Origin of the sequence: uncultured Microbacterium sp. (assembly GCF_937927635.1) — a bacterium.
Classification (GTDB): Bacteria; Actinomycetota; Actinomycetes; order Actinomycetales; family Microbacteriaceae; genus Microbacterium.
Window position 1 is genome coordinate 1 of record NZ_CALBRW010000011.1, and the last position, 24,492, is coordinate 24,492.

The 24,492-nt window shown below is 70.3% G+C and carries 23 protein-coding genes; 11 read left to right on the plus strand and 12 right to left on the minus strand.

From position 1 onward, the window contains the following. From Q0568_RS02670 to sdhC, 3 genes are all read right to left on the minus strand, one after another. A partial coding sequence (locus Q0568_RS02670; protein WP_298861803.1) for an FAD-binding protein occupies window positions 1–475 on the minus strand: 475 nt, incomplete at its 3' end. A 25-nt stretch (window positions 476–500) separates the two neighbouring features. Continuing rightward, window positions 501–953, minus strand: a complete 453-nt coding sequence (locus Q0568_RS02675) for a succinate dehydrogenase hydrophobic membrane anchor subunit (RefSeq protein ID WP_298861807.1) — start codon at window positions 951–953, stop codon at window positions 501–503. Next, on the minus strand, window positions 953–1,378 hold the full coding sequence (gene sdhC, locus Q0568_RS02680) for a succinate dehydrogenase, cytochrome b556 subunit (protein WP_298861810.1): 426 nt from the start codon (window positions 1,376–1,378) through the stop codon (window positions 953–955). Before sdhC ends, Q0568_RS02675 begins: the two co-directional genes overlap by 1 nt. A gap of 156 nt (window positions 1,379–1,534) precedes the next feature. On the opposite strand from sdhC, the gene Q0568_RS02685 reads away from it, so the two are divergent. The 9 genes from Q0568_RS02685 (at window position 1,535) to Q0568_RS02725 (ending at window position 11,740) form a co-directional block, all read left to right on the plus strand. Continuing rightward, window positions 1,535–2,647: a mannose-1-phosphate guanylyltransferase gene (locus tag Q0568_RS02685; protein ID WP_298861813.1), complete on the plus strand. Its 1,113-nt coding sequence runs from the start codon at window positions 1,535–1,537 to the stop codon at window positions 2,645–2,647. 144 nt (window positions 2,648–2,791) lie between these two features. Then, window positions 2,792–3,850 carry a BMP family ABC transporter substrate-binding protein gene (locus Q0568_RS02690; protein WP_298862153.1) on the plus strand — a complete coding sequence of 353 codons (1,059 nt, stop codon included), beginning with the start codon at window positions 2,792–2,794 and terminating at the stop codon, window positions 3,848–3,850. Between the two features lie 99 nt (window positions 3,851–3,949). Then, entirely contained in the window at window positions 3,950–5,464 is a 1,515-nt protein-coding gene (locus Q0568_RS02695; RefSeq protein ID WP_298861816.1) for an ABC transporter ATP-binding protein, read from the plus strand. Then, entirely contained in the window at window positions 5,461–6,723 is a 1,263-nt protein-coding gene (locus tag Q0568_RS02700; RefSeq protein WP_298861819.1) for an ABC transporter permease, read from the plus strand. The genes Q0568_RS02695 and Q0568_RS02700 overlap by 4 nt, the downstream gene beginning before the upstream one ends. Beyond that, on the plus strand, window positions 6,720–7,994 hold the full coding sequence (locus tag Q0568_RS02705; protein ID WP_298861822.1) for an ABC transporter permease: 1,275 nt from the start codon (window positions 6,720–6,722) through the stop codon (window positions 7,992–7,994). Before Q0568_RS02700 ends, Q0568_RS02705 begins: the two co-directional genes overlap by 4 nt. A gap of 42 nt (window positions 7,995–8,036) precedes the next feature. Further along, window positions 8,037–8,435, plus strand: a complete 399-nt coding sequence (locus Q0568_RS02710; protein ID WP_298861825.1) for a cytidine deaminase — start codon at window positions 8,037–8,039, stop codon at window positions 8,433–8,435. After that, the gene (locus tag Q0568_RS02715; protein WP_298861827.1) at window positions 8,432–9,724 is read left to right on the plus strand and encodes a thymidine phosphorylase; all 1,293 of its coding nucleotides are present in this window, start codon (window positions 8,432–8,434) and stop codon (window positions 9,722–9,724) included. Before Q0568_RS02710 ends, Q0568_RS02715 begins: the two co-directional genes overlap by 4 nt. A gap of 29 nt (window positions 9,725–9,753) precedes the next feature. Continuing rightward, window positions 9,754–10,869, plus strand: a complete 1,116-nt coding sequence (locus Q0568_RS02720) for an adenosine deaminase (protein WP_298861829.1) — start codon at window positions 9,754–9,756, stop codon at window positions 10,867–10,869. 7 nt (window positions 10,870–10,876) lie between these two features. Next, window positions 10,877–11,740 carry a carbohydrate kinase family protein gene (locus Q0568_RS02725; RefSeq protein ID WP_298861832.1) on the plus strand — a complete coding sequence of 288 codons (864 nt, stop codon included), beginning with the start codon at window positions 10,877–10,879 and terminating at the stop codon, window positions 11,738–11,740. A gap of 8 nt (window positions 11,741–11,748) precedes the next feature. On the opposite strand, the gene Q0568_RS02730 is transcribed toward Q0568_RS02725, so the two are convergent. From Q0568_RS02730 to Q0568_RS02755, 6 genes are all read right to left on the minus strand, one after another. After that, entirely contained in the window at window positions 11,749–12,468 is a 720-nt protein-coding gene (locus tag Q0568_RS02730) for a TSUP family transporter (RefSeq protein WP_298861835.1), read from the minus strand. Window positions 12,469–12,529: 61 nt separating this feature from the next. Then, window positions 12,530–13,690, minus strand: coding sequence for a mannitol-1-phosphate 5-dehydrogenase (locus tag Q0568_RS02735; protein WP_298861838.1), 1,161 nt, complete (start codon window positions 13,688–13,690; stop codon window positions 12,530–12,532). Beyond that, window positions 13,687–15,765, minus strand: coding sequence for a PTS mannitol transporter subunit IICBA (locus Q0568_RS02740; protein WP_298861841.1), 2,079 nt, complete (start codon window positions 15,763–15,765; stop codon window positions 13,687–13,689). Before Q0568_RS02740 ends, Q0568_RS02735 begins: the two co-directional genes overlap by 4 nt. Before the next feature lie 39 nt (window positions 15,766–15,804). Continuing rightward, the gene (ptsP, locus tag Q0568_RS02745; protein ID WP_298861843.1) at window positions 15,805–17,460 is read right to left on the minus strand and encodes a phosphoenolpyruvate--protein phosphotransferase; all 1,656 of its coding nucleotides are present in this window, start codon (window positions 17,458–17,460) and stop codon (window positions 15,805–15,807) included. Beyond that, entirely contained in the window at window positions 17,457–17,735 is a 279-nt protein-coding gene (locus Q0568_RS02750) for an HPr family phosphocarrier protein (RefSeq protein WP_298861845.1), read from the minus strand. The genes ptsP and Q0568_RS02750 overlap by 4 nt, the downstream gene beginning before the upstream one ends. After that, window positions 17,732–18,049, minus strand: a complete 318-nt coding sequence (locus tag Q0568_RS02755; protein ID WP_298861848.1) for a hypothetical protein — start codon at window positions 18,047–18,049, stop codon at window positions 17,732–17,734. Before Q0568_RS02755 ends, Q0568_RS02750 begins: the two co-directional genes overlap by 4 nt. A 152-nt stretch (window positions 18,050–18,201) precedes the next feature. Between Q0568_RS02755 and Q0568_RS02760 the strand changes: the two genes are divergently transcribed. Beyond that, window positions 18,202–20,118, plus strand: a complete 1,917-nt coding sequence (locus Q0568_RS02760; RefSeq protein ID WP_298861851.1) for a PTS sugar transporter subunit IIA — start codon at window positions 18,202–18,204, stop codon at window positions 20,116–20,118. 6 nt (window positions 20,119–20,124) lie between these two features. Here Q0568_RS02760 and Q0568_RS02765 read toward each other — a convergent pair whose 3' ends face one another. From Q0568_RS02765 to Q0568_RS02775, 3 genes are read right to left on the minus strand one after another with little or no spacing between them, the layout of a single operon-like run. Beyond that, the gene (locus Q0568_RS02765) at window positions 20,125–20,382 is read right to left on the minus strand and encodes an HPr family phosphocarrier protein (RefSeq protein WP_298861854.1); all 258 of its coding nucleotides are present in this window, start codon (window positions 20,380–20,382) and stop codon (window positions 20,125–20,127) included. Between the two features lie 2 nt (window positions 20,383–20,384). Further along, the gene (locus Q0568_RS02770) at window positions 20,385–22,070 is read right to left on the minus strand and encodes a phospho-sugar mutase (RefSeq protein WP_298861857.1); all 1,686 of its coding nucleotides are present in this window, start codon (window positions 22,068–22,070) and stop codon (window positions 20,385–20,387) included. Then, complete coding sequence (locus Q0568_RS02775; RefSeq protein WP_298861860.1) at window positions 22,067–22,900, minus strand: purine-nucleoside phosphorylase; 834 nt, start codon at window positions 22,898–22,900, stop codon at window positions 22,067–22,069. The genes Q0568_RS02770 and Q0568_RS02775 overlap by 4 nt, the downstream gene beginning before the upstream one ends. A 45-nt stretch (window positions 22,901–22,945) precedes the next feature. Here Q0568_RS02775 and Q0568_RS02780 point away from each other — a divergent pair, with 45 nt between their 5' ends. Then, window positions 22,946–24,394 carry an NAD(P)H-quinone dehydrogenase gene (locus Q0568_RS02780; protein ID WP_298861863.1) on the plus strand — a complete coding sequence of 483 codons (1,449 nt, stop codon included), beginning with the start codon at window positions 22,946–22,948 and terminating at the stop codon, window positions 24,392–24,394. Window positions 24,395–24,492: the final 98 nt, after the last annotated feature.

The window sequence follows — 24,492 nt, forward strand, 5'->3', positions numbered from 1 at the left end:
GCGTCTGCAGGATCATGTGACCGGTGCGGTCGGCCGCGTAGCAGGCGCGGCGCACAGCCGCCTTGCCGTGCTCGGAGGTGTGACCGCCGAAACGGCGCTGGTCGATCTTGCCCTCGGGCGTGCGGTTGAACGGCAGGCCCATGTTCTCGAGGTCGATGACCGCGTCGATGGCCTCCTTGGCGAGGATCTCCGCGGCATCCTGGTCGACGAGGTAGTCGCCGCCCTTGACGGTGTCGTAGGTGTGCCACTCCCAGTTGTCGTCCTCGACGTTCGCCAGCGCTGCGGCCATGCCGCCCTGCGCCGCACCCGTGTGGGAGCGCGTGGGGTAGAGCTTGGAGATCACGGCGGTCCGCGCGTGCGGCCCCGCCTCGATCGCCGCGCGCATCCCGGCGCCGCCAGCGCCGACGATGACGATGTCGAACTCGTGGTAGTGCACGCCGTCGCGGACGACGGAGTCGGAGGTCTGAGTAGTCACTGTGTGTTCTGCCTTCTCGTCTCTACTACTTGCCCAGGGCCTGGCAGGTGTCCCACATCGCGCCGCTCTCGAGCACGCCGTTGCAGGGGTCGAACGTGAACACCACGAGGGTGCCCAGGATGATCAGCAGCGCTGCGGCGAGGCCGAGCGCCCAGACCAGGGCCTTGCGGGGGCCTTCGTGCGTGACGTAGTCGTTCACGATGGTGCGCATGCCGTTGGCGCCGTGGATGAGCGCCAGCCACAGCATCAGCACGTCCCACCACTGCCAGAACGGCGTGGCGTACTTTCCGGCGACGAAGCCGAAGTCGATGGCGCGGATGCCCTGGCCGACCATCAGGTTCACGAAGAGGTGGCCGAAGATCAGCACGATCAGGACGACGCCCGATCCGCGCATGAACAGCCAGCCGATCTTCTCCAGGTTGGTCTTGCGCTTGCGGCGTGCGACGGGTGCGGCGGGAGTCGCGGTCTGAACCGACATCAGTTTCCTCCTCCGAACGCGTGCATCAGATGGGTCGGGACGAAGCCGGCCATCAGCACGACCCACACGCCGATGACGATCCAGAACAGCTGGCGCTGGTACTTCGCGCCCTTGGACCAGAAGTCGACCAGGATGATGCGCAGGCCGTTCATCGCGTGGAACACGATGCCGGCCACCAGGACCACCTCGCCGAGAGCCATGATCGGGTTCTTGTAGGTGCCGATGACGGCGTTGTAGGCCTCGGGCGAGACACGGATCAGAGCCGTGTCCAGCACATGCACCAGCAGGAAGAAGAAGATGGCCACGCCGGTGATGCGGTGAAGCACCCAGGACCACATTCCCTCGCGCCCCCGGTAGAGGGTCCCGCGCGGTGACTTCGAGGTGGTTGTCGATATCGACGGTGCCAAGCGTGTGCTCGTGGACACGTCGTCCTCCCTGCTCGATCGTGACGTCGGGTCCGTGCATCCGGGCACGCCCGACCTCGTCCATCCTATTCCTGTCAGAACGCTGGATGCGACGAAGGGGACCCTTAGCGGTCCGTGCTCAGCGGCTTCGCCGACTCCCACCGATAGGTTGGGCGCATGGTGCGAATCGACGACTTCTACGCAGTGATCCCGGCCGGCGGCATCGGCAGCAGGCTGTGGCCGCTGTCCCGTGCCGACGCACCGAAGTTCCTGCATGACCTCACCGGATCCGGCCACTCGCTGCTGCGCGACACGTGGGACCGCCTGGAGCCGCTGGCGGGCCCCGAGCGGATCGCCGTGGTCACGGGGCGAGCGCACCGCGCGGCCGTGGAGGGCCAGCTGCCCGGCATCCCGGATGAGAACGTCTTCCTCGAGTCCGAGCCCCGGGAGTCGGCGGCGGCGATCGGCCTCGCCGCTGCGATCCTGCACCGCCGCGACCCGGACGTCATCATCGGCTCGTTCAGCGCCGATCACGTCATCCAGGGCACGCAGGTGTTCCAGTGGGCCGTGCAGCAGGCCGTGCAGGTGGCTCGCCAGGGATACATCGTCACCATCGGCATCCCGCCCACCGAGCCGTCCGTGGGCTTCGGGTACATCAAGCGCGCTGGGGAGATCGTCGTCGACGGCGCGCCCGAGGCCACGCTCGTGGAGCGGTTCGTCGAGAAGCCGGACCTCGCGACGGCGAAGGAGTACGTCGCGAGCCGCGACTACCTGTGGAACGCCGGCATGTTCATCTCGAAGGCGAGTGTGCTGCTGGACGAGCTGGCCGCCAACGAGCCCGAGCTGCACGCGGGGCTGGTCGAACTGGCGGCCGCCTGGGACGACCGCGACCTGCGCGGGCCGGCCGTGGACCGCATCTGGCCGCGGCTGAAGAAGATCGCCATCGACTACGCGGTCGCCGAGCCCGCCGCCGAGCGAGGCCGCCTGGCCGTGATCCCCGGGCACTTCGACTGGGACGACGTGGGGGACTTCGCCTCGCTGACCAAGCTCATCACCCACGGCCGCAAGAACGATCTCGCCGTGCTGGGACCGAAGGCGAGAGTGCTGTCGGATGCCGCCAGCGGCATCCTCGTGAGCCAGACCTCGCGCGTGATCAGCCTGGTGGGCGTGAAGGACATCGTCGTGGTGGACACCCCCGACGCGCTGCTGGTGACGACCGTGGAGCATGCGCAGCGGGTGAAGGGCGTCGTCGAGTCGCTCAAGCTCACCGGTCGCGGCGACGTGCTCTGAGTTGCGGAATCATAACCATTCGCCCTGCTGACGCCAACCGGAGATGCGGCCGGGCGTAACCGTGGGTAACTTGGATCGACCCGCGACATCCGCGGAGAAGATCTCATGGGGAGGCAAAGAGTGCCCATCTCTACGACCAAGAAGATGCTCGCGGTGACCGTCGCCGCTGGCGTCATCCTCGCTCTCGCCGGCTGCGGCCAGGCTCCGACCGAGAAGTCCGGCAGCGCGGGCGACAAACCGGCGGCATCCAAGTACCAGACGTGCATCGTCTCGGACATGGGCGGCTTCGACGACAAGTCGTTCAACCAGCTGTCCTACGAAGGTGCCAAGAAGGCCGCCGACGAGATCGGCGTGAAGCTCAAGGAGGCGCAGTCCAACGCCGAGACCGAGTACGCCCCGAACGTGGAGAACATGGTCTCCGAGGGCTGCAACGCCATCGTCACCGTCGGCTTCGCGCTCTCGGCCGCCACGGTCGACGCGGCCAACGCCAACCCCGACACCGACTTCATCCTCATCGATGACGCCGGCGGCGACAAGAAGCCCGACAACGTCAAGCCGCTGCTGTACAACACGGCAGAGGCCGCGTTCATGGCCGGCTACCTGTCGGCCGGCTACTCGAAGACCGGCAAGGTCGGCACCTTCGGCGGCATGGAGTTCCCGACCGTGACCATCTTCATGGACGGCTTCAAGCAGGGCGTGGACTACTTCAACAAGGAGAACTCCAAGAGCGTCGCGGTCGTGGGCTGGGACGGCAAGACCGGCTCGTTCACCGGTGGCTTCGAGGCCAACCAGGACGCCAAGACCGTGGCGACCAACATCATCGACCAGGGCGTCGACGTGCTGTTCCCGGTCGGCGGCCCGATCTACCAGTCCGGCCTGCAGGCCATCAAGGACTCCGGCAAGGACATCGCCCTCATCGGCGCCGACGCCGACCTCTTCGTCACGGACCCGACCACGGACGACTACGTCCTGACCTCGGTCATGAAGGAGATGGACACGTCCACCTACGAGGCCGTGATGGCCGCGTCGGAGGGCAAGTTCAGCGGCGAGCCGTACATCGGCACCCTCGAGAACAAGGGCGTCGGCATCGCGCCGCTGCACAACTTCGAGAGCAAGGTCGACCCGGCCCTCGTCAAGAAGGTCGACGAGATCAAGCAGGGAATCATCGACGGCAAGATCACCGTCAAGTCCTACCTCGACTGAGCGAGGATTCTGCAGCGGGGAGGTCGTACTCCGGCCTCCCCGCTGTCGTCTGCCCGGCGACCCTGGGACGGACCGAAAGTCACGAATAGGATCGGACATATGAAGCTCGAGCTGCGCGGCATAACGAAGAGGTTCGGCGCACTGACTGCCAACGACCACATCGATCTGGTGGTGAACCCCGGCGAGATCCACTCCCTGCTGGGTGAGAACGGCGCAGGCAAGTCCACGCTGATGAATGTGCTCTACGGGCTGTACCAGGCCGATGAGGGAGAGATCCTCATCGACGACGTGGTTCAGCACTTCGACGGGCCCGGCGATGCCATGAACGCGGGGATCGGCATGGTGCACCAGCACTTCATGCTGGTGCCGGTGTTCACCGTGGCGGAGAACGTCATGCTCGGCCACGAGAAGACGTCCTTCGGAGGCAGGCTGGATCTGGCGGCCGCCCGCCGTCAGGTGAAGGAGATCTCCGATCGCTTCGGTTTCGACGTGGACCCGGATGCCGTCGTCGAGGACCTCCCCGTCGGCGTGCAGCAGCGCGTGGAGATCATCAAGGCGCTCTCGCGCGACGCCAGTATCCTCGTCTTCGACGAGCCGACCGCCGTCCTGACCCCGCAGGAGACCGACGAGCTGATGGCCACCATGCGCCGGCTCAAGGAGCAGGGCACCGCGATCGTCTTCATCACCCACAAGCTGCGCGAGGTGCGCGAGGTCGCAGACCGCATCACCGTGATCCGGCTCGGCAAGGTCGTCGGCGAGGCCGAGCCCACGGCCTCGAACACCGAGCTCGCCTCGCTGATGGTGGGCCGCGCCGTCGAGCTGACCGTGCACAAGGGCCTGCCGAACGTGCAGCAGAACGGACTGGTCGTCGAGGGCCTCACCGTCACGGACGCCGTCGGCACGGTGCTCGTCGACGACGCGTCCTTCGAGGTGCACGGCGGCGAGGTGCTCGCCATCGCCGGCGTGCAGGGCAACGGCCAGACCGAGCTCACCGAGGCGCTGATGGGCCTGCAGGAGAAGGTCCGAGGCAGCATCCGTCTGAACGGCCAGGAGCTGGTGGGCCGCAGCGTGCGGCACATCCTCGACGCAGGCGTGGGCTTCGTCCCCGAGGACCGCGGTGTGGACGGCCTGGTCAAGGAGTTCTCCATCGCCGAGAACCTCATGCTGGACCGCTCCAACGGCGCACCGTTCGTGAAGGCCGGCGCGCTGCAGCTGGGGCTGCTGGACCAGTTCGCGCGCGAGAAGATCGCCGAGTTCGACATCCGCACCCAGGGGCCGACGCAGCCGGCCGGCCGCCTCTCCGGCGGCAACCAGCAGAAGGTCGTGCTGGCCCGTGAGCTCAGCCGCGACCTGTCGCTGTTCGTGGCGGCGCAGCCCACCCGCGGTGTGGACGTCGGCTCGATCGAGTTCATCCACAAGCGGGTCATCGAGACGCGGGACGCCGGTGTGCCGGTGATCGTGATCTCCACCGAGCTCGACGAGGTCACCGCGCTCGCCGACCGGATCCTGGTGATGTACCGCGGCAGGATCGTCGGAATCGTGCCCGGCGACACCCCGCGCGAGCAGCTGGGCCTGATGATGGCCGGCGCCGTGAACGAAGGAGCCCAGGCATGACCGCCGCCCAGACGCAGACCCCTGCGCCCGAGAAGGAGACCGGCGCGCCCGGCCCCTCCCGCTGGCGCGAGGCGTTCACCCGCATCGCGACGGGCAACGCACTCGTGTCGGTGCTCGCGGTGATCGCCTCGATCATCGTCGGCTCGATCATGATCGCCGCGACCGATCCCGACGTGCAGGCCGCCGCAGGATACTTCTTCCAGCGCCCGACCGACACGCTCGGCGCGATCGGCAGCTCGGTCGGCGGCGCCTACGCGGCGCTGTTCCGCGGCGCCGTCTACAACTTCAACGCCACGTCGTTCGCCATCGGCATCAGGCCGTTCACCGAGACGCTCAAGTTCGCGACCCCGCTGATCGCGGCGGGACTCGGCGTGGGACTGGCGTTCCGCGCCGGCCTGTTCAACATCGGCGGTCAGGGGCAGATGCTCATGGCGGCCGCCGCCGCGGGCTACATCGCCACGACCTGGGACCTGCCCTTCCCGCTGCACATGATCGCCGCGCTGGTCGCCGGCATCATCGCCGGTGCGATCTGGGGCGGCATCGCCGGCTTCCTGAAGGCCCGCACCGGTGCGCACGAGGTGATCGTGACGATCATGCTCAACCACATCGCGTTCTACCTGCTGGCATGGATGCTGGCCACACAGGGCGTCCTGCAGGCGCCGGGCTCGAGCAACCCGAAGACCGCGCCCATGGCCGACACCGCCGTCCTCCCGCAGATCCTCGGACCGATGTACAAGCTGCACCTCGGCTTCCTGCTGGCGCTGGTCGCCGTGGCCATCACCTGGTGGATCCTGGAGCGCTCCAGCCTCGGCTTCCGCTTCCGCGCCGTGGGGGAGAACCCTGCCGCGGCCCGCACCGCGGGCATCTCGGTGGGTCGGATGTACTTCGTCGTCATGATCATCGGCGGCGGCCTGGTCGGGCTCGCCGGCGTCAGCCAGGCACTGGGTACCGAGCCCAACGGCTTCGGCGGCGGCATCGATGCCGGCATCGGCTTCGATGCGATCACCGTCGCGCTGCTGGGGCGCTCGCGCCCGATCGGCATCCTGTTCGCCGGACTGCTGTTCGGCGCGTTCAAGACCGGCGGCTTCACGATGCAGGCCTCACAGGGCGTGCCCATCGAGATCGTCCTGGTCGTGCAGTCCCTGATCGTGCTGTTCATCGCCGCGCCGCCGCTGGTACGTGCGATGTTCGGCGTCCCGCAGCCCGGGCAGGCGCCTCGTCGAGTGCGCCGCGCCGCGAAGAAGGAGGTGGCCGCGTGAGCGTCCAGACCCTCGAGGCGGAGCCCCGCACCGTCACCGTCGTCTCCTGGAAGACGCCGATCATCCTGTCGGTCGTCGTCGTGCTGGTGGCGCTGCTGCCACTGCTGGCGCCGCGCAAGGGGGACGCCACCTTCCGGTTCGCCGGCGGCAACGAGATCCTCGCCATTCCCGATCTCAGCCTGCCAGGCACCGCGACCGCCTGGGTCGGTGTCGTGATCGCCGCCGTGATCGCCTTGCTGGCGGTGATGCGCGCCCTGCAGCACCGCACGCTGCCGCTGTGGCTGGTCGCGGTGTACGCCGCCGCTCTGATCTTCGGATTCCTGGCCTGGGCAGCCGCCGGCAGCGAGGGCACCCTGCCGATGATCAGCCTGCTCAGCGGTGCGCTGGCGCTGGCGACCCCCCTGATCTTCGGCGCCCTGGGCGGCGTGATCGGCGAGCGCGCCGGCGTCGTGAACATCGCCATCGAGGCCCAGCTGCTGGCGGGCGCGTTCTGCGCGGCCATCGTCGCCTCCGTGACGGGCACGCCGTGGGCGGGCCTGATCGCGGCCATGGTCGCCGGCGTGCTGGTGGCGCTGGTGCTGGGCATCTTCTCGATCACGTACTACGTCGACCAGGTCATCGTCGGCGTCGTGCTGAACGTGCTGGTCATCGGCATCACCAGCTTCCTGTTCCGGCAGGTGCTGGCGCCCGATCAGGCGACGCTGAACACCGTCGAGCCGTTCAAGCGGCTCGCCATCCCGCTGCTCAGCCAGATCCCGGTGCTGGGCCCGATCCTGTTCCGGCAGACCATCATCGTGTACTTGATGTACATCATCGTGTTCGTGGTCTGGTACGGCATGTACCGCACCCGCTGGGGGCTGCGCATGCGCGCGGTCGGCGAGCACCCGCAGGCCGCCGACACCGTCGGCATCAACGTCGCCCGCACCCGCTACATGAACGTGCTCATCGCCGGAGCCATCGCGGGCATGGGCGGTGCGTTCTACACGCTGGTGTCGGTGCCGCGGTTCAACCCCGAGATGACCGCCGGTGCGGGCTTCATCGCCCTGGCCGCGGTGATCTTCGGAAAGTGGGATCCGATCAAGGCGACTCTGGCCGCCCTGCTGTTCGGCTTCGCCACCAACCTGCAGAGCGTGCTGAGCGTGATCGGCTCCCCGGTGCCGAGCCAGTTCATGCTGATGCTGCCGTACATCGTGACGATCTTCGCCGTCGCCGGCCTGGTCGGGCGCTCCCGCCCACCGGCAGAGGACGGCGTGCCGTACATCAAGTCCTGACGGCTCGCCGCACATCACATCCAAGAGGAGCTGAACCGAGCAATGACCGACATCGACTGGGACGACCTGCGACAGGTCGCGACCGACGCGATGACGAAGGCGTACGCGCCGTACTCCCGCTACCGGGTGGGGGCTGCGGCTCTCGTGGACGACGGGCGCGTGATCGCCGGCTGCAACGTGGAGAACGCCTCGTACGGCGTCACGCTGTGCGCGGAGTGCACGCTGGTCGGCGAGCTGCATATGTCGGGCGGCGGCCGGCTGGTGGCGTTCGTGTGCGTCAACGGCGAAGGGGAGACCATCATGCCGTGCGGCCGGTGCCGCCAGCTGCTGTTCGAGCACTCCAGCCCGGAGATGCTGCTGGAGACCGTCTCCGGCATCCGCACCATCGATGAGGTCCTGCCGGACGCGTTCGGCCCGCGAGACCTGGAGGCAGCAAGATGAGCGTCGAGCCGTTCGATGCCGTCGATGTCATCCGCACCAAGCGCGACGGCGGCGCGGTCGCCGAAGCGCCGTTGCGCTGGATGATCGACGCGTACACCCGTGGTTACGTGTCGGATGCTCAGATGGCGTCCTTCGCGATGGCCGTGCTGCAGCGCGGCATGGACCGCGACGAGATCCGCGTGATGACCGACGCGATGATCGCGACGGGGGAGCGGATGAGCTTCGCCGCGCTGGGCAAGCGCACGGTCGACAAGCACTCCACCGGGGGTGTGGGCGACAAGATCACCCTGCCGCTGGCGCCGCTGGTGGCATCCTTCGGCGTGGCCGTACCGCAGCTGAGCGGCCGGGGCCTGGGCCACACCGGCGGCACGCTGGACAAGCTGGAGTCCATCCCCGGTTGGCGCGCGGCGCTGAGCAACGAGGAGATGTTCGCGCAGATGCAGGGAGATGTCGGCGCGGTCATCTGCGCCGCAGGTTCCGGTCTGGCGCCCGCCGACAAGAAGCTGTACGCGCTGCGCGATGTCACCGGCACCGTGGAGGCCATCCCGCTGATCGCCTCCAGCATCATGTCGAAGAAGATAGCCGAGGGCACCGACGCCCTGGTACTGGACGTGAAATTCGGCAACGGCGCGTTCATGCAGGACATCGACCGGGCCCGCGAGCTCGCGCGCACCATGGTGGCACTCGGCACCGACTCCGGCGTGGCCACCACCGCGCTGCTGACCGACATGAACGTGCCGCTGGGTCTGGCCATCGGCAACGCCAACGAGGTCCGCGAATCCGTCGAGATCCTCGCCGGCGGCGGCCCCGCCGACGTGCGGGAGCTGACTCTCGCCCTCGCCCGCGAGATGCTCGCGCTGGCCGGACAGCCGGATGCCGATGTGGAGAAGGCACTCGACGACGGTCGCGCGATGGACTCGTGGAAGGCGATGATCCGCGCGCAGGATGGGGATCCGGATGCCGCGCTGCCCGCTCCGCGCGAGACGCACATCGTCCGCTCTGCCGTCGACGGCGTCGTGACCCGCATGGACGCGCTGCCGTTCGGCGTCGCCGCCTGGCGTCTGGGTGCCGGGCGTGCGCGCGCCGAGGATCCGGTGATCCACGCCGCGGGCATCGACCTGGCCGTCAAGCCCGGTGACAGGGTGAGCGCCGGCCAGCCGTTGTTCACGCTGGCTGCGGATGACGACGCGCGCTTCGCGCGTGCGCTGCAGGCGCTGGACGGCGCGTACGAGGTCGGCCAGGACGCACCGGCCGCCGCCCCCATCGTGCGCGAGCGCATCACCGCCTGAGCGGTCACCACACACCACCGGAGGATTCCATGGCCATCGACCATAACGGCGACATGAAGGTGCAGGGTCTCTCGCTGCGTGCACTGCCGAAGGTCTCGCTGCACGACCATCTCGACGGCGCGGTGCGGCCCGAGACGATCATCGACCTCGCGGGTGCGGCTGGCATCGAGACCCCCGCGAAGGACGCCGCGGGGCTGCGTCGCTGGTTCGCGCAGCAGTGCGGCGCTGGCTCGCTGCCCGCCTATCTGAAGACCTTCGAGCTGGTGGCCGCGGTCACGCAGACCGAAGCCGCGCTCACCCGCATCGCACGCGAGTACGTGGCTGATCTCGCGGCCGACGGCGTGATCTACGGCGAGGTGCGCTGGGCTCCCGAGCAGCACACCGTCGGCGGGCTGAGCCCGAACCGGGCCGTCGCCGCCGTCCAGCGGGGTCTCGAGGAGGGCGAGGAGGAGGCCGAGGCCGCCGGACGCAGCATCCGCATCTCTCAGATCCTCTCCGCCATGCGCCAGGGCGATCGTTCTCTTGAGATCGCCCGACTCGCCGTCGCGAACCGCGAGCACGGCGTGGTCGCGTTCGACATCGCCGGACCCGAGGACGGCTTCCCGGCTTCGCGTCACCGCGAGGCGTTCGACTACCTGGCATCCGAATTCCTGCCGGTCACCGTGCACGCCGGCGAGGGGGCCGGCTCGGCATCCATCCGCTCCGCGCTGATCGACGGACGTGCACTGCGGCTCGGTCACGGTGTGCGCATCGCCGAAGACCTGCAGGTGATCGAGCGCGAGGGCGACGACGTGCAGGTGCAGTTCGGCGACCTGGCGCGCTGGGTGCGCGACCGGGAGATCCCCCTGGAGCTCTCGCCGTCCTCGAACCTGCAGACCGGTGCGATCGCGCAGTGGGGTGACGAGGCGGCCGATCACCCGTTCGACCTGTTGTACCAGCTGGGCTTCGCAGTCACGGTGAACACCGATAACCGCACCATGAGCGCCACCACGCTCACTCGTGAGCTCGGGCTGCTGGTCGACGCGTTCGAGTACGATCTCGACGACCTGGAGGTGTTCCAGTTCAACGCCGCCTCGGCGGCCTTCCTCCCCGTCGAGGAGCGTGAGGAACTGGTCGAGATGATCGCCGAGGGCTTCGAACGGTGAGCACCGCGTGAGCTCGGTCTTCATTGCGGGGCCCGCGTCGTGGAACACGCTGGTCGTGCTGGATCGCCTGCCCGAACCCGTGCCGCACATGCAGTTCGCGGAGGACACCTGGGAGACGATCGGGGGCACCAGCGCGGGCAAGGCGCTCAGCCTCACCGCGCTCGGACGCGACGTGCGACTGTACGCGGCGACGGCGACGGATGCGGCCGGACTGCGTGTGCGCGATGCGCTGGCGCAGGCCGGAGTCCCTGCGCGCTGGGCGGACTCGCCGACGACCGAGCGGCATCTGAATCTCATGACCCGCGCCGGTGGGCGCGTGTCGCTGTACCTGTCGAACGCCACGGTCGCGGAGGGGGCGGGGGGCACCGACGACACGGTGCTGGAGGCGGAGATGTCTGCGGCCGACGCGCTCGTGCTCGACCTCGCCGCTGAACCTCGCCGACTGCTCCCGATCGCGCAGCGCACCGGACGGCCGATCTGGGTCGACGTGCACGACTACGACGGCGTCGCGGACTTCCACGCGCCCTTCCTCGCTGCGGCGGATGCGGTGTTCTGCAACGCTGATCGACTGGACGATCCGGTCGCCTTCCTGCGCTCGCGCATCGACAGCGGTGCCGGTCTCGCGGTGTGCACCCTGGGTGCGGAGGGCGCACTCGCGGTCGATGCGTCCGGGGATGTGCACCGGGTCGCGGCCGTTCCCGTCGACGTCGTCGACACGAACGGCGCCGGCGACGCCTTCCTATCGGGCGTGCTCGACGCCACCCTGCGCGGTGCCGCGGTGCCCGAGGCTCTCCACGCAGGGGCGCGCGCGGCCGCCGGCGTGCTGACCAGCCGGCACCTGCATCCGCTGCTGGACGCCGTGCTCGGCTGATCCCGGCCTCAGACGAACAGCGACGCCACCGCCCGCCCCAGCACGACGATCGCGCCCGCCCAGGCGCACAGCAGCATCACGCGCCGGGCCAGCGGGAGTGGCACCCGTCGCGCGGCGAACGCGCCGAGGATCATGCCGCACGCCGTGCACGCGACGAGGACGGCCAGGTCGGCGGCGGCGATGGTCGGCAGCCCGCGCAGCGCGACCGACACCGCCCCGTAGCCGAGGAAGACGATCTGCGCGCTCGCGGCGAAGCGCCGCTGCGGCCAGTCGTCGCCCAGGGCGAAGGATGCCAGCGCGGGGCCGGATAACCCGCTGGAGGCATGCATGAAACCTGCCAGAGCGCCCGCGCCGATCGCGCCAGGACGCCCCCGCACATGCCGGGCGACGCGGCCGAGCCACTGCGCGCTGAGGCTCAGGACGCCCATCGCGCCGATGAGGAACAGCAGGGCGGTCTGCGGCAGCACGGCCGCAGTCAGCGCGCCGAGCGGAGCAGCGGCCAGTCCGGCGCCCAGCAGCCAGAGCGTACGCGGCCAGTCGACGTCGCGCCACGCGCTGGGCACGGCGAACAGCGAGGCGATGATCGCGAGCAGCACCGCCACGGTCACGCCCCGCACGGGGCCGTAGGCGATGACGATGGGACCGATCAGCACCAGCACGAAGGCGAGGCCTGTGACGCGCTGGACGACGGCGGCGACGATCGTGACGGCCGCGATGAGGACGAGCATGGGACTCCTGGGGGCGATCCGGCGGCCGGGCCGCCCCCAGCGAGCTTAAAGGCAGGAGAGCCTAGAGCGAACCGGCGACTTCCGCGGCGCGGGCGGTGAACGCGTCGCGCACGGGCGGGAACAGCGGATGCTGCGCCTCCAGCCCCGTGACCTCCGCGGCCAGGGCCGCGGGATCTTCCGTGCGCAGGCGCTTCTGCAGTTCGACGGACTGCTCGTCCGCGGGGTCGTCGAAGGCGAGCGCGGCGCCGACCGCGACCAGCAGTGCCTGCACGCTCAGGCCGCTCTCGGCAGCCTCGGCTGCCGGGCCGATGAAGCGCTCGTGCCGGGACAGCTTCCGCAGCGGCTGACGCCCCACCCGCCACACCGTGTCCGGCAGCGCCGGGTTCGCGAAGCGGCGCAGGATCGTCGCGCGATACTCGGCGAGCTCCTGCGGGTCCAGGCCGTGCTTGGCGGCCAGCAGCGCTGACGTCTCCGCGAGAGCCGCGGCCACCTGAGCGGCGATCGCCTCGTCGGCAAGGGCATCGGAGATGCGCTGGATGCCGGCCTGTGCGCCGAGGTACGCCGTGGTGGCGTGCCCCGTGTTGACCGTGAACAGCTTGCGCTCGATGTACGGCGCCAGGTCGTCCACGAAGTGCGCGCCCGGGATGTTCGGCGGGTTCTCGCCGAACGGTCCGCGCTCGATCGCCCATTCGAAGAACGGCTCGACCGTGACGTCGATGCCGCCTCCTTCGGGCTGACCGGGCACGATCCGGTCCACGGCGGTGTTGGCGAACACCGCCCGGCCGGCGAGGACTCCCCACTCCTCGCCGGCGCGCGCGATGATCTCCTGCTTCAGCAGGTCGGTGGCGCCGATCGCGTTCTCGCACGCCATGACCTGCAGCGGCGCGGCCGCGGGGTCACGCCGGCGCAGCGCGTCGACGATCGGTGCGGCGACGAAGCGCAGCACCGTGGGGCCGACCGCGGTGGTCACGACATCGGCATCCGCGATCTCGGCGATCAGACCCTCGGGGTCCTCGGCGCTGTTGATCGCACGGAAACCGGTGACTCTCGTGTCGGTCCCGCCGTCGCCCACCTCGTGCACCGTGTACGAGTCGGACGCGTTGATCGCGTCGACCAGCCCGGCCGCGACGTCGGAGAACACCAGTTCATAACCGCCCTGGTGCAGCAGCAGTCCGACGAAGCCGCGCCCGATGTTGCCGGCGCCGAAGTGGACGGCCCTCATGACTCGTTCACCGCCGAGAGCATCGCGAACAGCTCCTCGGGCGTGGCCGCGGCGTTGAGCCTGGCCACGTCGTCCTCGTCGGAGAACAGTTCGGCGATGCTGGAGAGGATCTGCAGGTGTGCGCCGTCCTTGCCGGCGATGCCGATCACGAACGTGGCGCGGTCGCCGTCCCAGTCCACTCCGCCGTCGTAACGCACCACGCTCAGCGCGGAGTCGAGCACGGCGTCCTTGGCGTCGTTGGTGCCGTGCGGGATGGCCAGGCCGTTGCCCATGAACGTGGACGCCGAGGCCTCGCGGTCGTGCATGGCCTGCAGGTAGTCGCCCGTCACGGCGCCGGCTGCCACCAGGGCGTCGGCGGCCTCCTTCAGGGCCTCATCGCGGGTGGCGGATCCGGCGTGGATGCGTACCCGGTCGGGGGTGAGGATGGCGGATGCCGGCTGCGCGGCCGGCGCGGCCGGGGCGGCCTCCGCCGTCGGCTGAGCGCCGCTCTGCTGCGTCTCGAGCATGCTCACGACCTCGTCGTAGACCGGTGAGTTCATGAAGTTGTCGACGGAGAGGTGCTCGGATGCCGGTGACTTGGACTTCGCGCGGTCGGTGAGCTGCTGCTGCGTGATGATCAGGTCGGCCGTGCCGTCGAGATTCGCGATGGCGGCGTTGGTGACCTTCACCCCTTCGATACCGGCCTTCTTGATCTTGTTGCGCAGCACGCTGGCGCCCATGGCCGAGGAGCCCATGCCCGCGTCGCAGGCGAACACGATGGTCTCGATCGGTCGGGTGAGCGTCGCGGTCGCGGTGCCGCCGCCGAGGGAGCCCAGAACACTGGACTTCTTGCCCTTGTTGGCCTCGGTCTGCGCGATGGCCGAGCCGAAGGCGTCCGAACCGGCCGCCTCTGCCGCCAGATCCCGCTTGCGCGAGGCGCGCAGCATGACGCCGGCGATGAGGAACGTGACGGTCGCCGCCAGCGCCACCGACAGGTAGACCACCAGCAGGTTGCCGACGCCGCCGCCGACAGCCGCGGCCGTCACGGCGATGATGCTGCCGGGCGCCGCGGGGAAGCCCAGGCCGCCGCCGAGCACCATGTTGGTCGCCACGCCGGTGGCACCACCGGCCATCAGCGCGAGGATCGTGGCGGGCTTGGCGAGCGCGTACGGGAAGTAGATCTCGTGGATGCCGCCGAAGAACTGGATGATGATCGCACCGGGTGCCGACGACTTCGCCGCGCCCACGCCGAAGAACGTGAAGGCCAGCAGCAGACCCAGGCCGGGGCCGGGGTTGGCCTCGATGAGGAACAGGATCGACTTGCCGACCTGCGTGGCCTGCTCGATGCCGAGCGGGGTGAACACGCCGTGGTTGATGGCGTTGTTCAGGAAGAGCACCTTGGCGGGCTCGACGATGATCGACAGCACCGGCAGCAGGTGCAGCGACACGAGCCAGGCGACGATCGCGCCGAGCACGTTGCTGATGCCGAGCATGACGGGGCCGAAGGCGAAGAAGCCGACGATCGCGAGGAGCATCCCGAGGATGCCGGCGGAGAAGTTGTTCACCAGCATCTCGAAGCCGGGCTTGATCTTGCCTTCCCAGAGCTTGTCCATCTGCTTGGTGACCCAGGCGGCGATCGGGCCCATGATCATGGCGCCGAGGAACATCGGGATGTCGGTGCCCAGGATGACGCCCATGGTCGCGATGGTGGCGACCACGCCGCCCCGCTCGCTGTAGACCATGCGCCCTGCGGTGTTGGCGATCAGCAGTGGGAGCAGGTAGGTGATCATCGGGCCGACCAGACCCACGTATCCGGCGAAGGTGCCGTCGGTGCCCTGCGTGAGCGCGGTCATGGCGCCGTGCCAGCCGATGTCGGCGGAGTTGCCGCCGCCGCCGAGGATCTCGGCGACCGGAGCCCAGTGCCACTTGAACGGGCTGTCGGCGCCGAAGAAGCCCGCCGGGATGAACAGCATGGTGATGAAGCCCCATGCGATGAACGCGGCGATGTTCGGCATGATCATGCCGGACAGGAACGTGCCGAAGCGCTGCACGGCGATGCGCGCGCCTCCGGGCTTGTGGGGTGACGACGTCGTCATTGTCTTCTCTTTCCTGGTGTGAAGGGAGGGTGTTCGGGTTCAGAGGGCCGCTGCGGCCTGGGCGGCCTCGCGAGCGGTTGCGGCATCGTCCGCCTCGAGTGCTGCGGCGGCGATGCGACGGGCATCCTCGAGGGTGTGCTGCGCGATGGAGCGGCGCACGTCGGCGAGGGCCGACGGCGCCATGGACAGGCTCGTCGCGCCCAGTCCCACCAGCACGACCGCCAGCAGCGGGTCGGCGGCGGCCTCGCCGCAGATGCCGACGGGCTTGCCGAGGGATGCTCCGGCGGTGCCGACCTCGCGCACCAGGCGCAGCACGGCGGGATGCCAGGGGTCCTGGAACGACGCCACCGAGCCCAGCAGGCGGTCGGCGGCCATCGTGTACTGGGTGAGGTCGTTCGTGCCGATCGAGGCGAAGTCGGCGTGCGCGAGCACGCGGTCGGCCAGGAGTGCGCTGGCCGGCACCTCCACCATGACACCGGCGGTCTTCAACCCGTACTCCTTCGCCAGGGCGGTGAAGTACGCGGTCTCCTCGACGGTGGTCACCATCGGCGCCATCACCCACAGGTCGGCGGAGGTTTCGGCATCCGCCTCGGCCAGGGCCGTGAGCTGCTCGCGCAGGATGTCCTCGCTGGCGCGCAGCGCGCGCAGGCCGCGCAGGCCCAGCGCGGGGTTCTCCTCGTGCGCGTCGTTGAGGAACGCCAGCGGCTTGTCGGCGCCGGCGTCCAGCAGCCGCACCACGACCTTCTTGCCCTCGAACGCGCTCAGCAGCTCGATGTACGCGGTGCGCTGCTCGGCGATGGTGGGCGCCTGCGAGGCGCCGAGGAACAGGAACTCGGTGCGGAACAGGCCGACGCCCTCCGCCCCGCGCGCCACCGCGTCCGCGGCGTCGGCCGGCTTGCCGAGGTTGGCCAGCAGGCTCACCGGGGTGCCGTCCGCGAGGGCCCCGGGGCCTGCGGGCGAGGCATCGTCCGCGGCGCGCGCGGCGATGCGCTCGGCGGCCGAGGCGAGCTCTTCGGCGGTGGGCGCGTCGTTGACGGTTCCGGCGGCGGCATCGACGATGACCGTCGTGCCGTCGGCGAGGGAGTCCGCATCCGCCGCGCCCACGACCGCGACGATGCCCTTCTCACGGGCCAGGATGGCCGTGTGGGAGGTGGGCCCGCCGTCGGAGGTGATCAGCGCCAGCACCTGGTCCAGCTTGAGCAGCGCGGTGTCGGCGGGAGCGAGGTCGCGGGCGACCAGCACGAACGGATGCCCGGGGTCGGGCACCCCGGGGGCTGCCACTCCCTGCAGGCGGGCCAGCACGCGCTGGGCGATGTCCTCCAGATCGGCGGCGCGCTCGCCGAGGTAGCCGCCGACGGCCTCGAGGGTCGCGCGGAAGCCGGCGAACGCGTCGTGCACGGCCCATTCGGCGGTGGCGCCCTGGTCGATGCGCTCATCGACCTCGTCGGTCAGCGTGGGGTCCTCGGCGATCATGGCCTGCGCCTCGAGCACGTCCTTCGCCGCGCCGCCGGTGGCATCCGCACGCTGCTGGAGGTCGGCCGCCACGGCGGTCATCGCCTCGCGGGCGCGCTCACGCTCGGCATCCGCTCCGACGGCGCTCGGTTCGTCGGTCGGCTCGGGCAGTGCGGGCGCCATCCGCACGACGGGACCGGAGGCGATGCCCTGGCCGATGCCGACGCCGCGCAGGATGCTCATGCCGCCTCGTCGTGATCGGTGGTGAGCACCTCGACGAGGGCGTCCAGCACAGCCTCGGCGTTCTCGCCCTCGGCGCTCAGCACGACGTGGTCGCCGAAGTCGATGCCCAGGGCCACCACGGCCAGGATGCTGGCGGCATTGACGGCCTTGCCGGAGTCCTTGGCGATGGTGACGGGGATGCCCGACTCCTTGGCCGCCTGCGCGAACAGCTTGGCGGGGCGGGCGTGCAGCCCGTGCGAGGATCCGACGCGAACCGTGCGGGTGATGGCGGTCATGATGTTTCCTTCCGGTCGTGCGACGCGGTCATCGCGTCGCGGACGAGGCGCAGCGTGCGGCTGCCGTCGATGTCCGTGAATGCGTCGTCGGGGAGGACGACGACGGGGAGGCCGGTGGCGGTGCGGATGCTGTCGGCGCGGCCCTGCAGGTGCGGTCCCACGAGCACCAGGTCGACGCCCACGGCGGCCAGTGCGGTGCTCTCGGTGCCGGCGGAGGTCTCCCAGGCCAGCCCCTCGGCCGCGGCGGCCCGCGCGAGCCTGCCGGCGACGAACGTGCTGGAGGCGCCTGCCCCGCACACGATGAGAATCCGCATCGATCTCCCTTTCCACACTCAGTGTCGCCGCGACTCACAGCGTTCTTCCAGCAAGCTTGTTTCCGCCCCTGCGGAACACGGCTTTCCGCCCCGCCGCCCCGAGGCGCCTGGCATCATGGATGGGCGGGGTCGTCGACGAGGAAGGCGGACGGATGTCGCGTCAGCGTCAGGATCAGCTGCTCTCGGTGCTCCGCAGGCAGGACTCGTGGGCGACGGCGGCGAGCCTGGCGGATCGTCTGGGCGTCACGCCGCGCAGCATCCGCTCGTATGTCGCCGCGCTCAACGCGCGCGTGGACGGCGGCGAGGTCGTGGAATCGGGCCCCGCCGGGTACCGGGCCGGTGCGCACGCCGCCGAGGCCTCCCGCACGCCGGACGCGCACGGCACGCCGCGCGCCCGGCTGCACACGCTGATCCGCACGCTCGTGGACGAGACCGACGGCATCGACGTGTACGACGCGGCGCTGGAGATGCACGTCAGCGAGACCACGCTGGAGAACGATCTGGTGCGCGTGCGCGCCCTCCTCGACGACAGCAGGGTCGCGCTGGAGCGGGAACGGGACCGGGTGCGGCTGCGCGGCGACGAGCAGTCGCTACGACGACTGCTGTCGCGGCTCGCGCAGGACGAGATGGATGCCGGACCGCTGCGCGCCGACGCGCTGCAGCGTGCGCTCGCGCCGGAGACGGTGCCCGCCGGCGAGGTCGCCCCGTTCAAGGCCGCGCTGGTGCGGGAGCTGGGCGAACTGGGCTACTACGTCAACGAGCTGGCCATCAGCGACGTGCTGCTGCACATCACCATCGCCGCCGAGCGTGTCGCGGTCGGACGGGCGCTGGAGGCCGGTGCGCGGATCCCCGACGACGCGATGGCCGCGGTGTCGACGGTCATCGCACGGCTCACCAGGAGCCACTTCGGCGTCGTGCTCGGGCAGGGCGACAGCGATCACCTCGCGAACCTCGTGCTGACCCGCGTGGTCACGCCCGGCGAGACGCGGCGTGAGACGGCACCGCACCCCTCTGACCCCGACGTGGAGCGGGCCGTGCGCGCCGAGGTGGAGCAGGCGGCCCGCGACTACCAGGTGGATCTCGTCGACGACGCGTTCATCGTGCGGCTCTCGCTGCACGTGCAGAACCTGCTGCGGCGCTCCGAGGAGCATGCCTGGACGCGCAATCCGCTCACGCAGTCGCTGAAGTCCTCGTATCCGATGATCTTCGATGTCGCGGTGTCCATCGCCAGCGGGCTGCACGACCGGCTGGGTGTGCCGCTGCAGGAGGACGAGATCGCGTACATCGCCATGCACGTCGGCGGCAGACTCGAGCGCAGCAGGGCGGCGGATGCCATCCTCACCGCCACGATCGTGTGCCCCGGCTACCGCGAACTGCAGGAACTGCTGCACGCCAGCGTGGACCGGTCGCTCGGCAGCCTCATCGAGGTGGTGCGGGTGGACACCAGCGTGGACCCGGACTGGTCCGCCATCGACACCGACCTGGTGCTGTCCACGATCCCCGCCGGTCGCTCGGACGAGCGGATCGTGTCCATCACGCCGTTCCTCGCCGGGGCCGACATCGAACGGGTGCAGCAGGCCGCCGCCCGCATCCGCCGCTCACGGCGCCTGCAGCGCCTGCGCGCCGAGCTCGCCCGCTACTTCTCCGCCGACGCCTTCCTCGTCCCGGTCCCCGACGAGGGCGAGGAGCAGATCATCCGCCGACTGGGCGGCCTGCTGGTCGCGACCGGGCTCATCGGCGAGGACTACGTCGAGAACACGATCGCACGGGAGCGGATGTCGTCGACGGCGTTCACGGATGCCCTGGCCGTGCCGCATGCGATGCAGATGACCGCCCAGCGCACGGCCATCGCCATCGGCATCGCCGACGGATCGGTGGCCTGGGGGAGCGGGCGCGTGCAGGTGGTCGCGCTCGCCGCTTTCAGCGAGAGCGACCGCGATGCCTTCCAGACCGTGTTCGAGCAGCTCGTGGAGGTGTTCAGCGAGCGCGAGAGCGTGCAGCGCATCGTGCGCAGGTCGGGCGACTTCGACGCCTTCCTCGACGAGCTGGTCGCCGTCATCGACGGCTGACCGCGCTCACTGCGGGCGCAGCACGGCCTCCAGCGCGTCCAGCAGGGCCGGGGCCCCGGCGGAGTCGGCGACCTCCAGTGTCACCTCGTCGCCGGCGACGATCGCCAGGTCCATCACGGCCAGCACGCTGGTCAGCTCCGCCGTGCCGCCGAGTGCGGTCAGGCGCACCGGAGACCCGTGGGCCTGCGCCAGGCGGGCCAGCTCGGCGACGGGACGCGCGTGCGCCCCGTCGTCCACGCCGACCGTGACCCGCCTGCGCAGCATGGTCATCTCCGCTCGGCCAGGAGCTCGCGCACCGCGGCCTCCAGCTCCGCGACGGCGGTGCCGGCCTCGGCCGCGGAGTCCGCGCGCACGTCGATGTAGACCTTCAGCTTCGGCTCGGTGCCGCTGGGACGGATCACGACGCGCGATCCGTCGGCCAGCCGGTACCGCAGCACGTCGCCCGACGGCATTCCGCCTGCTGCACGGGACAGGTCGTCGACCGTCGCGACGTGGCGCGTGCCGAAGGATGCCGGCGGCTCGGCCCGCAGCGAGATCATCGTGTTCGCGATGATCGCCAGGTCCTCCACCCGCACGGCCACCTGGCCGCTGGCGTAGTGCCCGATCTCGGCTCCCAGCTCGTCCAGAAGCCCCGCGATCGTGGTGCCGCGCACGCGCGCGTCGGCGGCCATGCCCAGCAGCGCGACTGCTGCGGAGATGCCGTCCTTGTCGCGCACCGTGCCGGGGTTGACGAGGTAGCCCAAGGCCTCCTCGAAGCCGAACACCGCACCGGGGGCTCGCGAGATCCACTTGAAGCCCGTGAGGGTCTCGTGGAAGTCCAGTCCGTACGCCTCGGCGATCGCCCCCAGGCCGGGGGAGGAGACCAGCGAGCAGGCCAGCGAGGCGCCCTCGACCGCGCCGGCCTCCTGGGCGGCCTTCGCGGCGCGCCAGCCCAGCAGCAGTCCCACCTCGTTGCCGGCCAGGCGGCGCCAGCCGCCCTCGACCCCGGCATCCGGGATGGCGATGGCCAGTCGGTCGGCGTCGGGATCGTTGGCGATGATGAACTCGGCGTCCACCGCGCGGGCGCGGGCGAAGGCCAGGTCCATCGCGCCCGGCTCCTCCGGGTTCGGGAACGCCACCGTGCGGAAGGTCGCGTCGGGATCGCGCTGCTCGTCCACCACGCGCGGCGCCGGGTAGCCGGCGGCCTTCACGACCCGCGAGAAGGTCTCCCAGCCCACGCCGTGCATGGCCGTGTAGACCCAGCGCATCTCCTGCACGCCGTACGGCGCGTGCGCGATGGCCGCGGTCGTGGAGACGTAGGCGTCCACGACGTCCTCGTCGGCGATCTCGTAGGCGGTCGAGCGCGGCAGCAGGCTCACATCGCCGGCATCCGCCACGCGCTGGATGTGCGCGGCGATCTCGGCATCCGCCGGCGACACGATCTGCGATCCGCCGTCGGCGCCGCCCAGGTACACCTTGTAGCCGTTGTCGTTCGGCGGGTTGTGGCTGGCGGTGACCATCACTCCGGCATCCGCTCCCAGGTGCCGCACGGCGAACGCCAGCACCGGCGTGGGCAGCAGCCGGGGGAGCAGGATGGCGCGCAGGCCGGCGCCCGCGAACAGCTCGGCGGAGTCCTCGGCGAACTGCCGCGAGTTGCGGCGGCCGTCGTAGCCGATGACGACCGTGGGCGTTCCCTGTGTGCGCTGCAGCAGGTAGCCGGCGAAGCCGGCGGCGGCCTGCGCCACCAGCACCCGGTTCATGCGGTTGCTGCCGGCGCCCAGAGCGCCCCGCAGTCCCGCGGTGCCGAACGCCAGGCGGGTGGCGAACCGGTCGTCGAGGTCGGCCGTGGCCGCGGCGTCGCCGGAGGCCGCACGGGTGATGATGCCGGCCAGCTCGTCGCGCGTGGAGGGATCGGGATCCTGCCGCAGCCAGGCGCGGGCCTGAGCGAGCCGCTCGCTCGACGCGGCGTTCACAGCGCCTCGATCACGCGGGCGAGGAGCGCGGAGATGACCGGCTCGGCCTGCTGGCCGGCCTCGATGACCTCGGCGTGGCTGAGCGGGGTCTTCTGGATGCCTGCGGCGAGGTTGGTGATGAGCGAGAAGCCCAGCACCTCCATGCCGGCCTCGCGAGCGGCGATGGCCTCCAGCGCCGTGGACATGCCGACGATGTGGCCGCCGATGGCCTTCGCCATCTGCACCTCGGCCGGGGTCTCGTAGTGCGGACCGCGGAACTGCGTGTACACGCCCTCGTCGAGGGTGGGGTCGATGGTGCGGGCGAGATCGCGCAGCCGCTGCGAGTACAGGTCGGTGAGGTCGACGAAGGTCGCGCCCTCCAGCGGGGAGTCCGCGGTGAGGTTGATATGGTCGCTGATCAGCACGGGCTGTCCTGGCTTCCAGGTCTCGCGGATGCCGCCGGCGCCGTTGGTGAGCACCATGACCGCAGCTCCCGTCGCGGCGGCGGTGCGCACGCTGTGCACCACGCGGCGCACGCCGTGGCCCTCGTAGTAGTGCGTGCGTGCGCCGATCACGAGCACGTTCCGCCCGGATGCGGTGCGGATGCTGCGCAGCGTGCCGACGTGGCCCTCCAGCGCCGGCTTGGAGAAGCCGGTGACCTCGGTGGCGGGGATCGTCGCGACGGTCTCGCCGATGAGCTCGGCGGCCTTGCCCCAGCCCGAGCCCAGGGTCAGCGCGATGTCGTGATGGTCGACGCCGGTCAGCCGCGCGATGTCCGCAGCGGCCTGGGCGGCGACGTCGGACGGCTTCGCGTCGGCCGCGTCGAGAGGGTGCGTGAGAGTGTCTTGCATGAGTCCACTCTAGGAATGTGCGGGGCGCACTGCCAGTACGGAAGAATGGAGCGCATGTCTCAGACTTCCTTTGCGAACCGGCAGAGTGTGGCCGTCCTCGGTGGCGGCCCCGGCGGATACGAAGCAGCACTCGCCGCCGCGCAACTGGGGGCTGAGGTGACGCTGGTCGAGCGGGTCGGCGTCGGCGGCTCGGCCGTGCTCACCGACGTGGTGCCCTCCAAGAGCCTCATCGCCACGGCGGATGCCGCGGTCGCCATCTCCGAGGCCACCGACCTGGGCGTGCAGTTCTACGCCAAGGGCGCGCACGGCAAGCCGCTGAAGCCCGAGATCGCCATCAACCTCGCCGCCGTCAACAAGCGCCTGCTGGCGCTGGCCGGGCAGCAGTCCGAGGACATGCGCGCCACGCTGCTGGACGCGGGCGTGCGCATCCTCTCCGGCCACGGCCGGCTCGAGGGCCCCAACGCCATCGTCGTGGCCACCGGCCCCGGCGGCACCGACTTCGACCGCGTCGAGGCCGACACCGTCGTGGTGTCGGTGGGCGCCTCGCCGCGCGAGCTGGACTCGGCCAAGCCCGACGGACAGCGCATCCTCACCTGGACGCAGCTGTACGACATGAAGGCGCTTCCCGAGCACCTCATCGTGGTGGGATCCGGCGTCACGGGTGCGGAGTTCGCCTCGGCGTACATGAACCTCGGTGCCAAGGTGACCCTGGTCTCCAGCCGTGAGCAGGTGCTCCCCGGCGAGGACGTCGACGCCGCCCAGGTGCTGGAGAAGGTGTTCAAGCGCGGCGGCATGCAGGTGCTCTCCAAGTCGCGCGCGGCAGGGGTCGAGCGCACGGAGGACGGCGTGATCGTCACGCTCTCCGACGGGCGCACGGTCGAGGGCAGCCACTGCCTGATGGCCGTCGGCTCCATCCCCAACACCCGCGGCATCGGGCTGGAGGAGGCCGGCGTCGAGCTGACCGAGTCCGGGCACATCCGCGTGAACCGGGTGGCGCGCACGTCGGTGTCCAACATCTACGCGGCGGGGGACTGCACGAACTTCTTCCCGCTGGCATCCGTCGCCTCCATGCAGGGGCGCACCGCCGTATTCCACGCGCTGGGCGACATCGTCATCCCGCTGGAGCAGCGCAAGATCACCGCCAACATCTTCACCGCACCCGAGATCGCGACGGTCGGCTTCTCGGAGCAGGACCTCTCCAACGGTGCGGCAGACGGCGTGGCCTACAAGCTGCCGCTGGCCGCCAACCCGCGCGCCAAGATGATGGGCATCAAGGACGGTTTCGTCAAGGTCATCGCCCGCAAGGGATCCGGCACCGTCATCGGCGCCGTGGTCGTCGCGCCCAAGGCATCCGAGCTCATCTTCCCGCTGGCCGTGGCCGTGGAGCGCCGGCTCAACGTCGACCAGGTCTCGCGCGTGTTCGCCGCGTACCCGTCGCTGTCCTCCAGCATCACCGACGCCACGCGCGCGATGCACCTGGTGAACATCGGCTGAGACGCATCGCGCGAGCGCGCCGAAACCCCTCACCCTCGTCGAAACCCCTCCTGGCCCACGTAGGTCAGGAGGGGTCTCGACGACCAGGAGGGGTCTCG

What these genes read in the sequence shown, in the direction of transcription:
- Q0568_RS02690 (WP_298862153.1), top strand. Translation starts at nt 2,792, where the DNA reads ATGCTCGCGGTGACCGTCGCCGCTGGCGTCATCCTCGCTCTCGCCGGC.
- Q0568_RS02675 (WP_298861807.1), bottom strand. Translation starts at nt 953, where the DNA reads ATGTCGGTTCAGACCGCGACTCCCGCCGCACCCGTCGCACGCCGCAAG.
- Q0568_RS02695 (WP_298861816.1), top strand. Translation starts at nt 3,950, where the DNA reads ATGAAGCTCGAGCTGCGCGGCATAACGAAGAGGTTCGGCGCACTGACT.
- Q0568_RS02700 (WP_298861819.1), top strand. Translation starts at nt 5,461, where the DNA reads ATGACCGCCGCCCAGACGCAGACCCCTGCGCCCGAGAAGGAGACCGGC.
- Q0568_RS02730 (WP_298861835.1), bottom strand. Translation starts at nt 12,468, where the DNA reads ATGCTCGTCCTCATCGCGGCCGTCACGATCGTCGCCGCCGTCGTCCAG.
- Q0568_RS02740 (WP_298861841.1), bottom strand. Translation starts at nt 15,765, where the DNA reads ATGACGACGTCGTCACCCCACAAGCCCGGAGGCGCGCGCATCGCCGTG.
- Q0568_RS02710 (WP_298861825.1), top strand. Translation starts at nt 8,037, where the DNA reads ATGACCGACATCGACTGGGACGACCTGCGACAGGTCGCGACCGACGCG.
- Q0568_RS02780 (WP_298861863.1), top strand. Translation starts at nt 22,946, where the DNA reads ATGGAGCGCATGTCTCAGACTTCCTTTGCGAACCGGCAGAGTGTGGCC.
- Q0568_RS02685 (WP_298861813.1), top strand. Translation starts at nt 1,535, where the DNA reads ATGGTGCGAATCGACGACTTCTACGCAGTGATCCCGGCCGGCGGCATC.
- Q0568_RS02760 (WP_298861851.1), top strand. Translation starts at nt 18,202, where the DNA reads ATGTCGCGTCAGCGTCAGGATCAGCTGCTCTCGGTGCTCCGCAGGCAG.
- Q0568_RS02735 (WP_298861838.1), bottom strand. Translation starts at nt 13,690, where the DNA reads ATGAGGGCCGTCCACTTCGGCGCCGGCAACATCGGGCGCGGCTTCGTC.
- Q0568_RS02755 (WP_298861848.1), bottom strand. Translation starts at nt 18,049, where the DNA reads ATGCGGATTCTCATCGTGTGCGGGGCAGGCGCCTCCAGCACGTTCGTC.
- Q0568_RS02765 (WP_298861854.1), bottom strand. Translation starts at nt 20,382, where the DNA reads ATGCTGCGCAGGCGGGTCACGGTCGGCGTGGACGACGGGGCGCACGCG.
- Q0568_RS02715 (WP_298861827.1), top strand. Translation starts at nt 8,432, where the DNA reads ATGAGCGTCGAGCCGTTCGATGCCGTCGATGTCATCCGCACCAAGCGC.
- Q0568_RS02720 (WP_298861829.1), top strand. Translation starts at nt 9,754, where the DNA reads ATGGCCATCGACCATAACGGCGACATGAAGGTGCAGGGTCTCTCGCTG.
- ptsP (WP_298861843.1), bottom strand. Translation starts at nt 17,460, where the DNA reads ATGAGCATCCTGCGCGGCGTCGGCATCGGCCAGGGCATCGCCTCCGGT.
- Q0568_RS02750 (WP_298861845.1), bottom strand. Translation starts at nt 17,735, where the DNA reads ATGACCGCCATCACCCGCACGGTTCGCGTCGGATCCTCGCACGGGCTG.
- Q0568_RS02775 (WP_298861860.1), bottom strand. Translation starts at nt 22,900, where the DNA reads ATGCAAGACACTCTCACGCACCCTCTCGACGCGGCCGACGCGAAGCCG.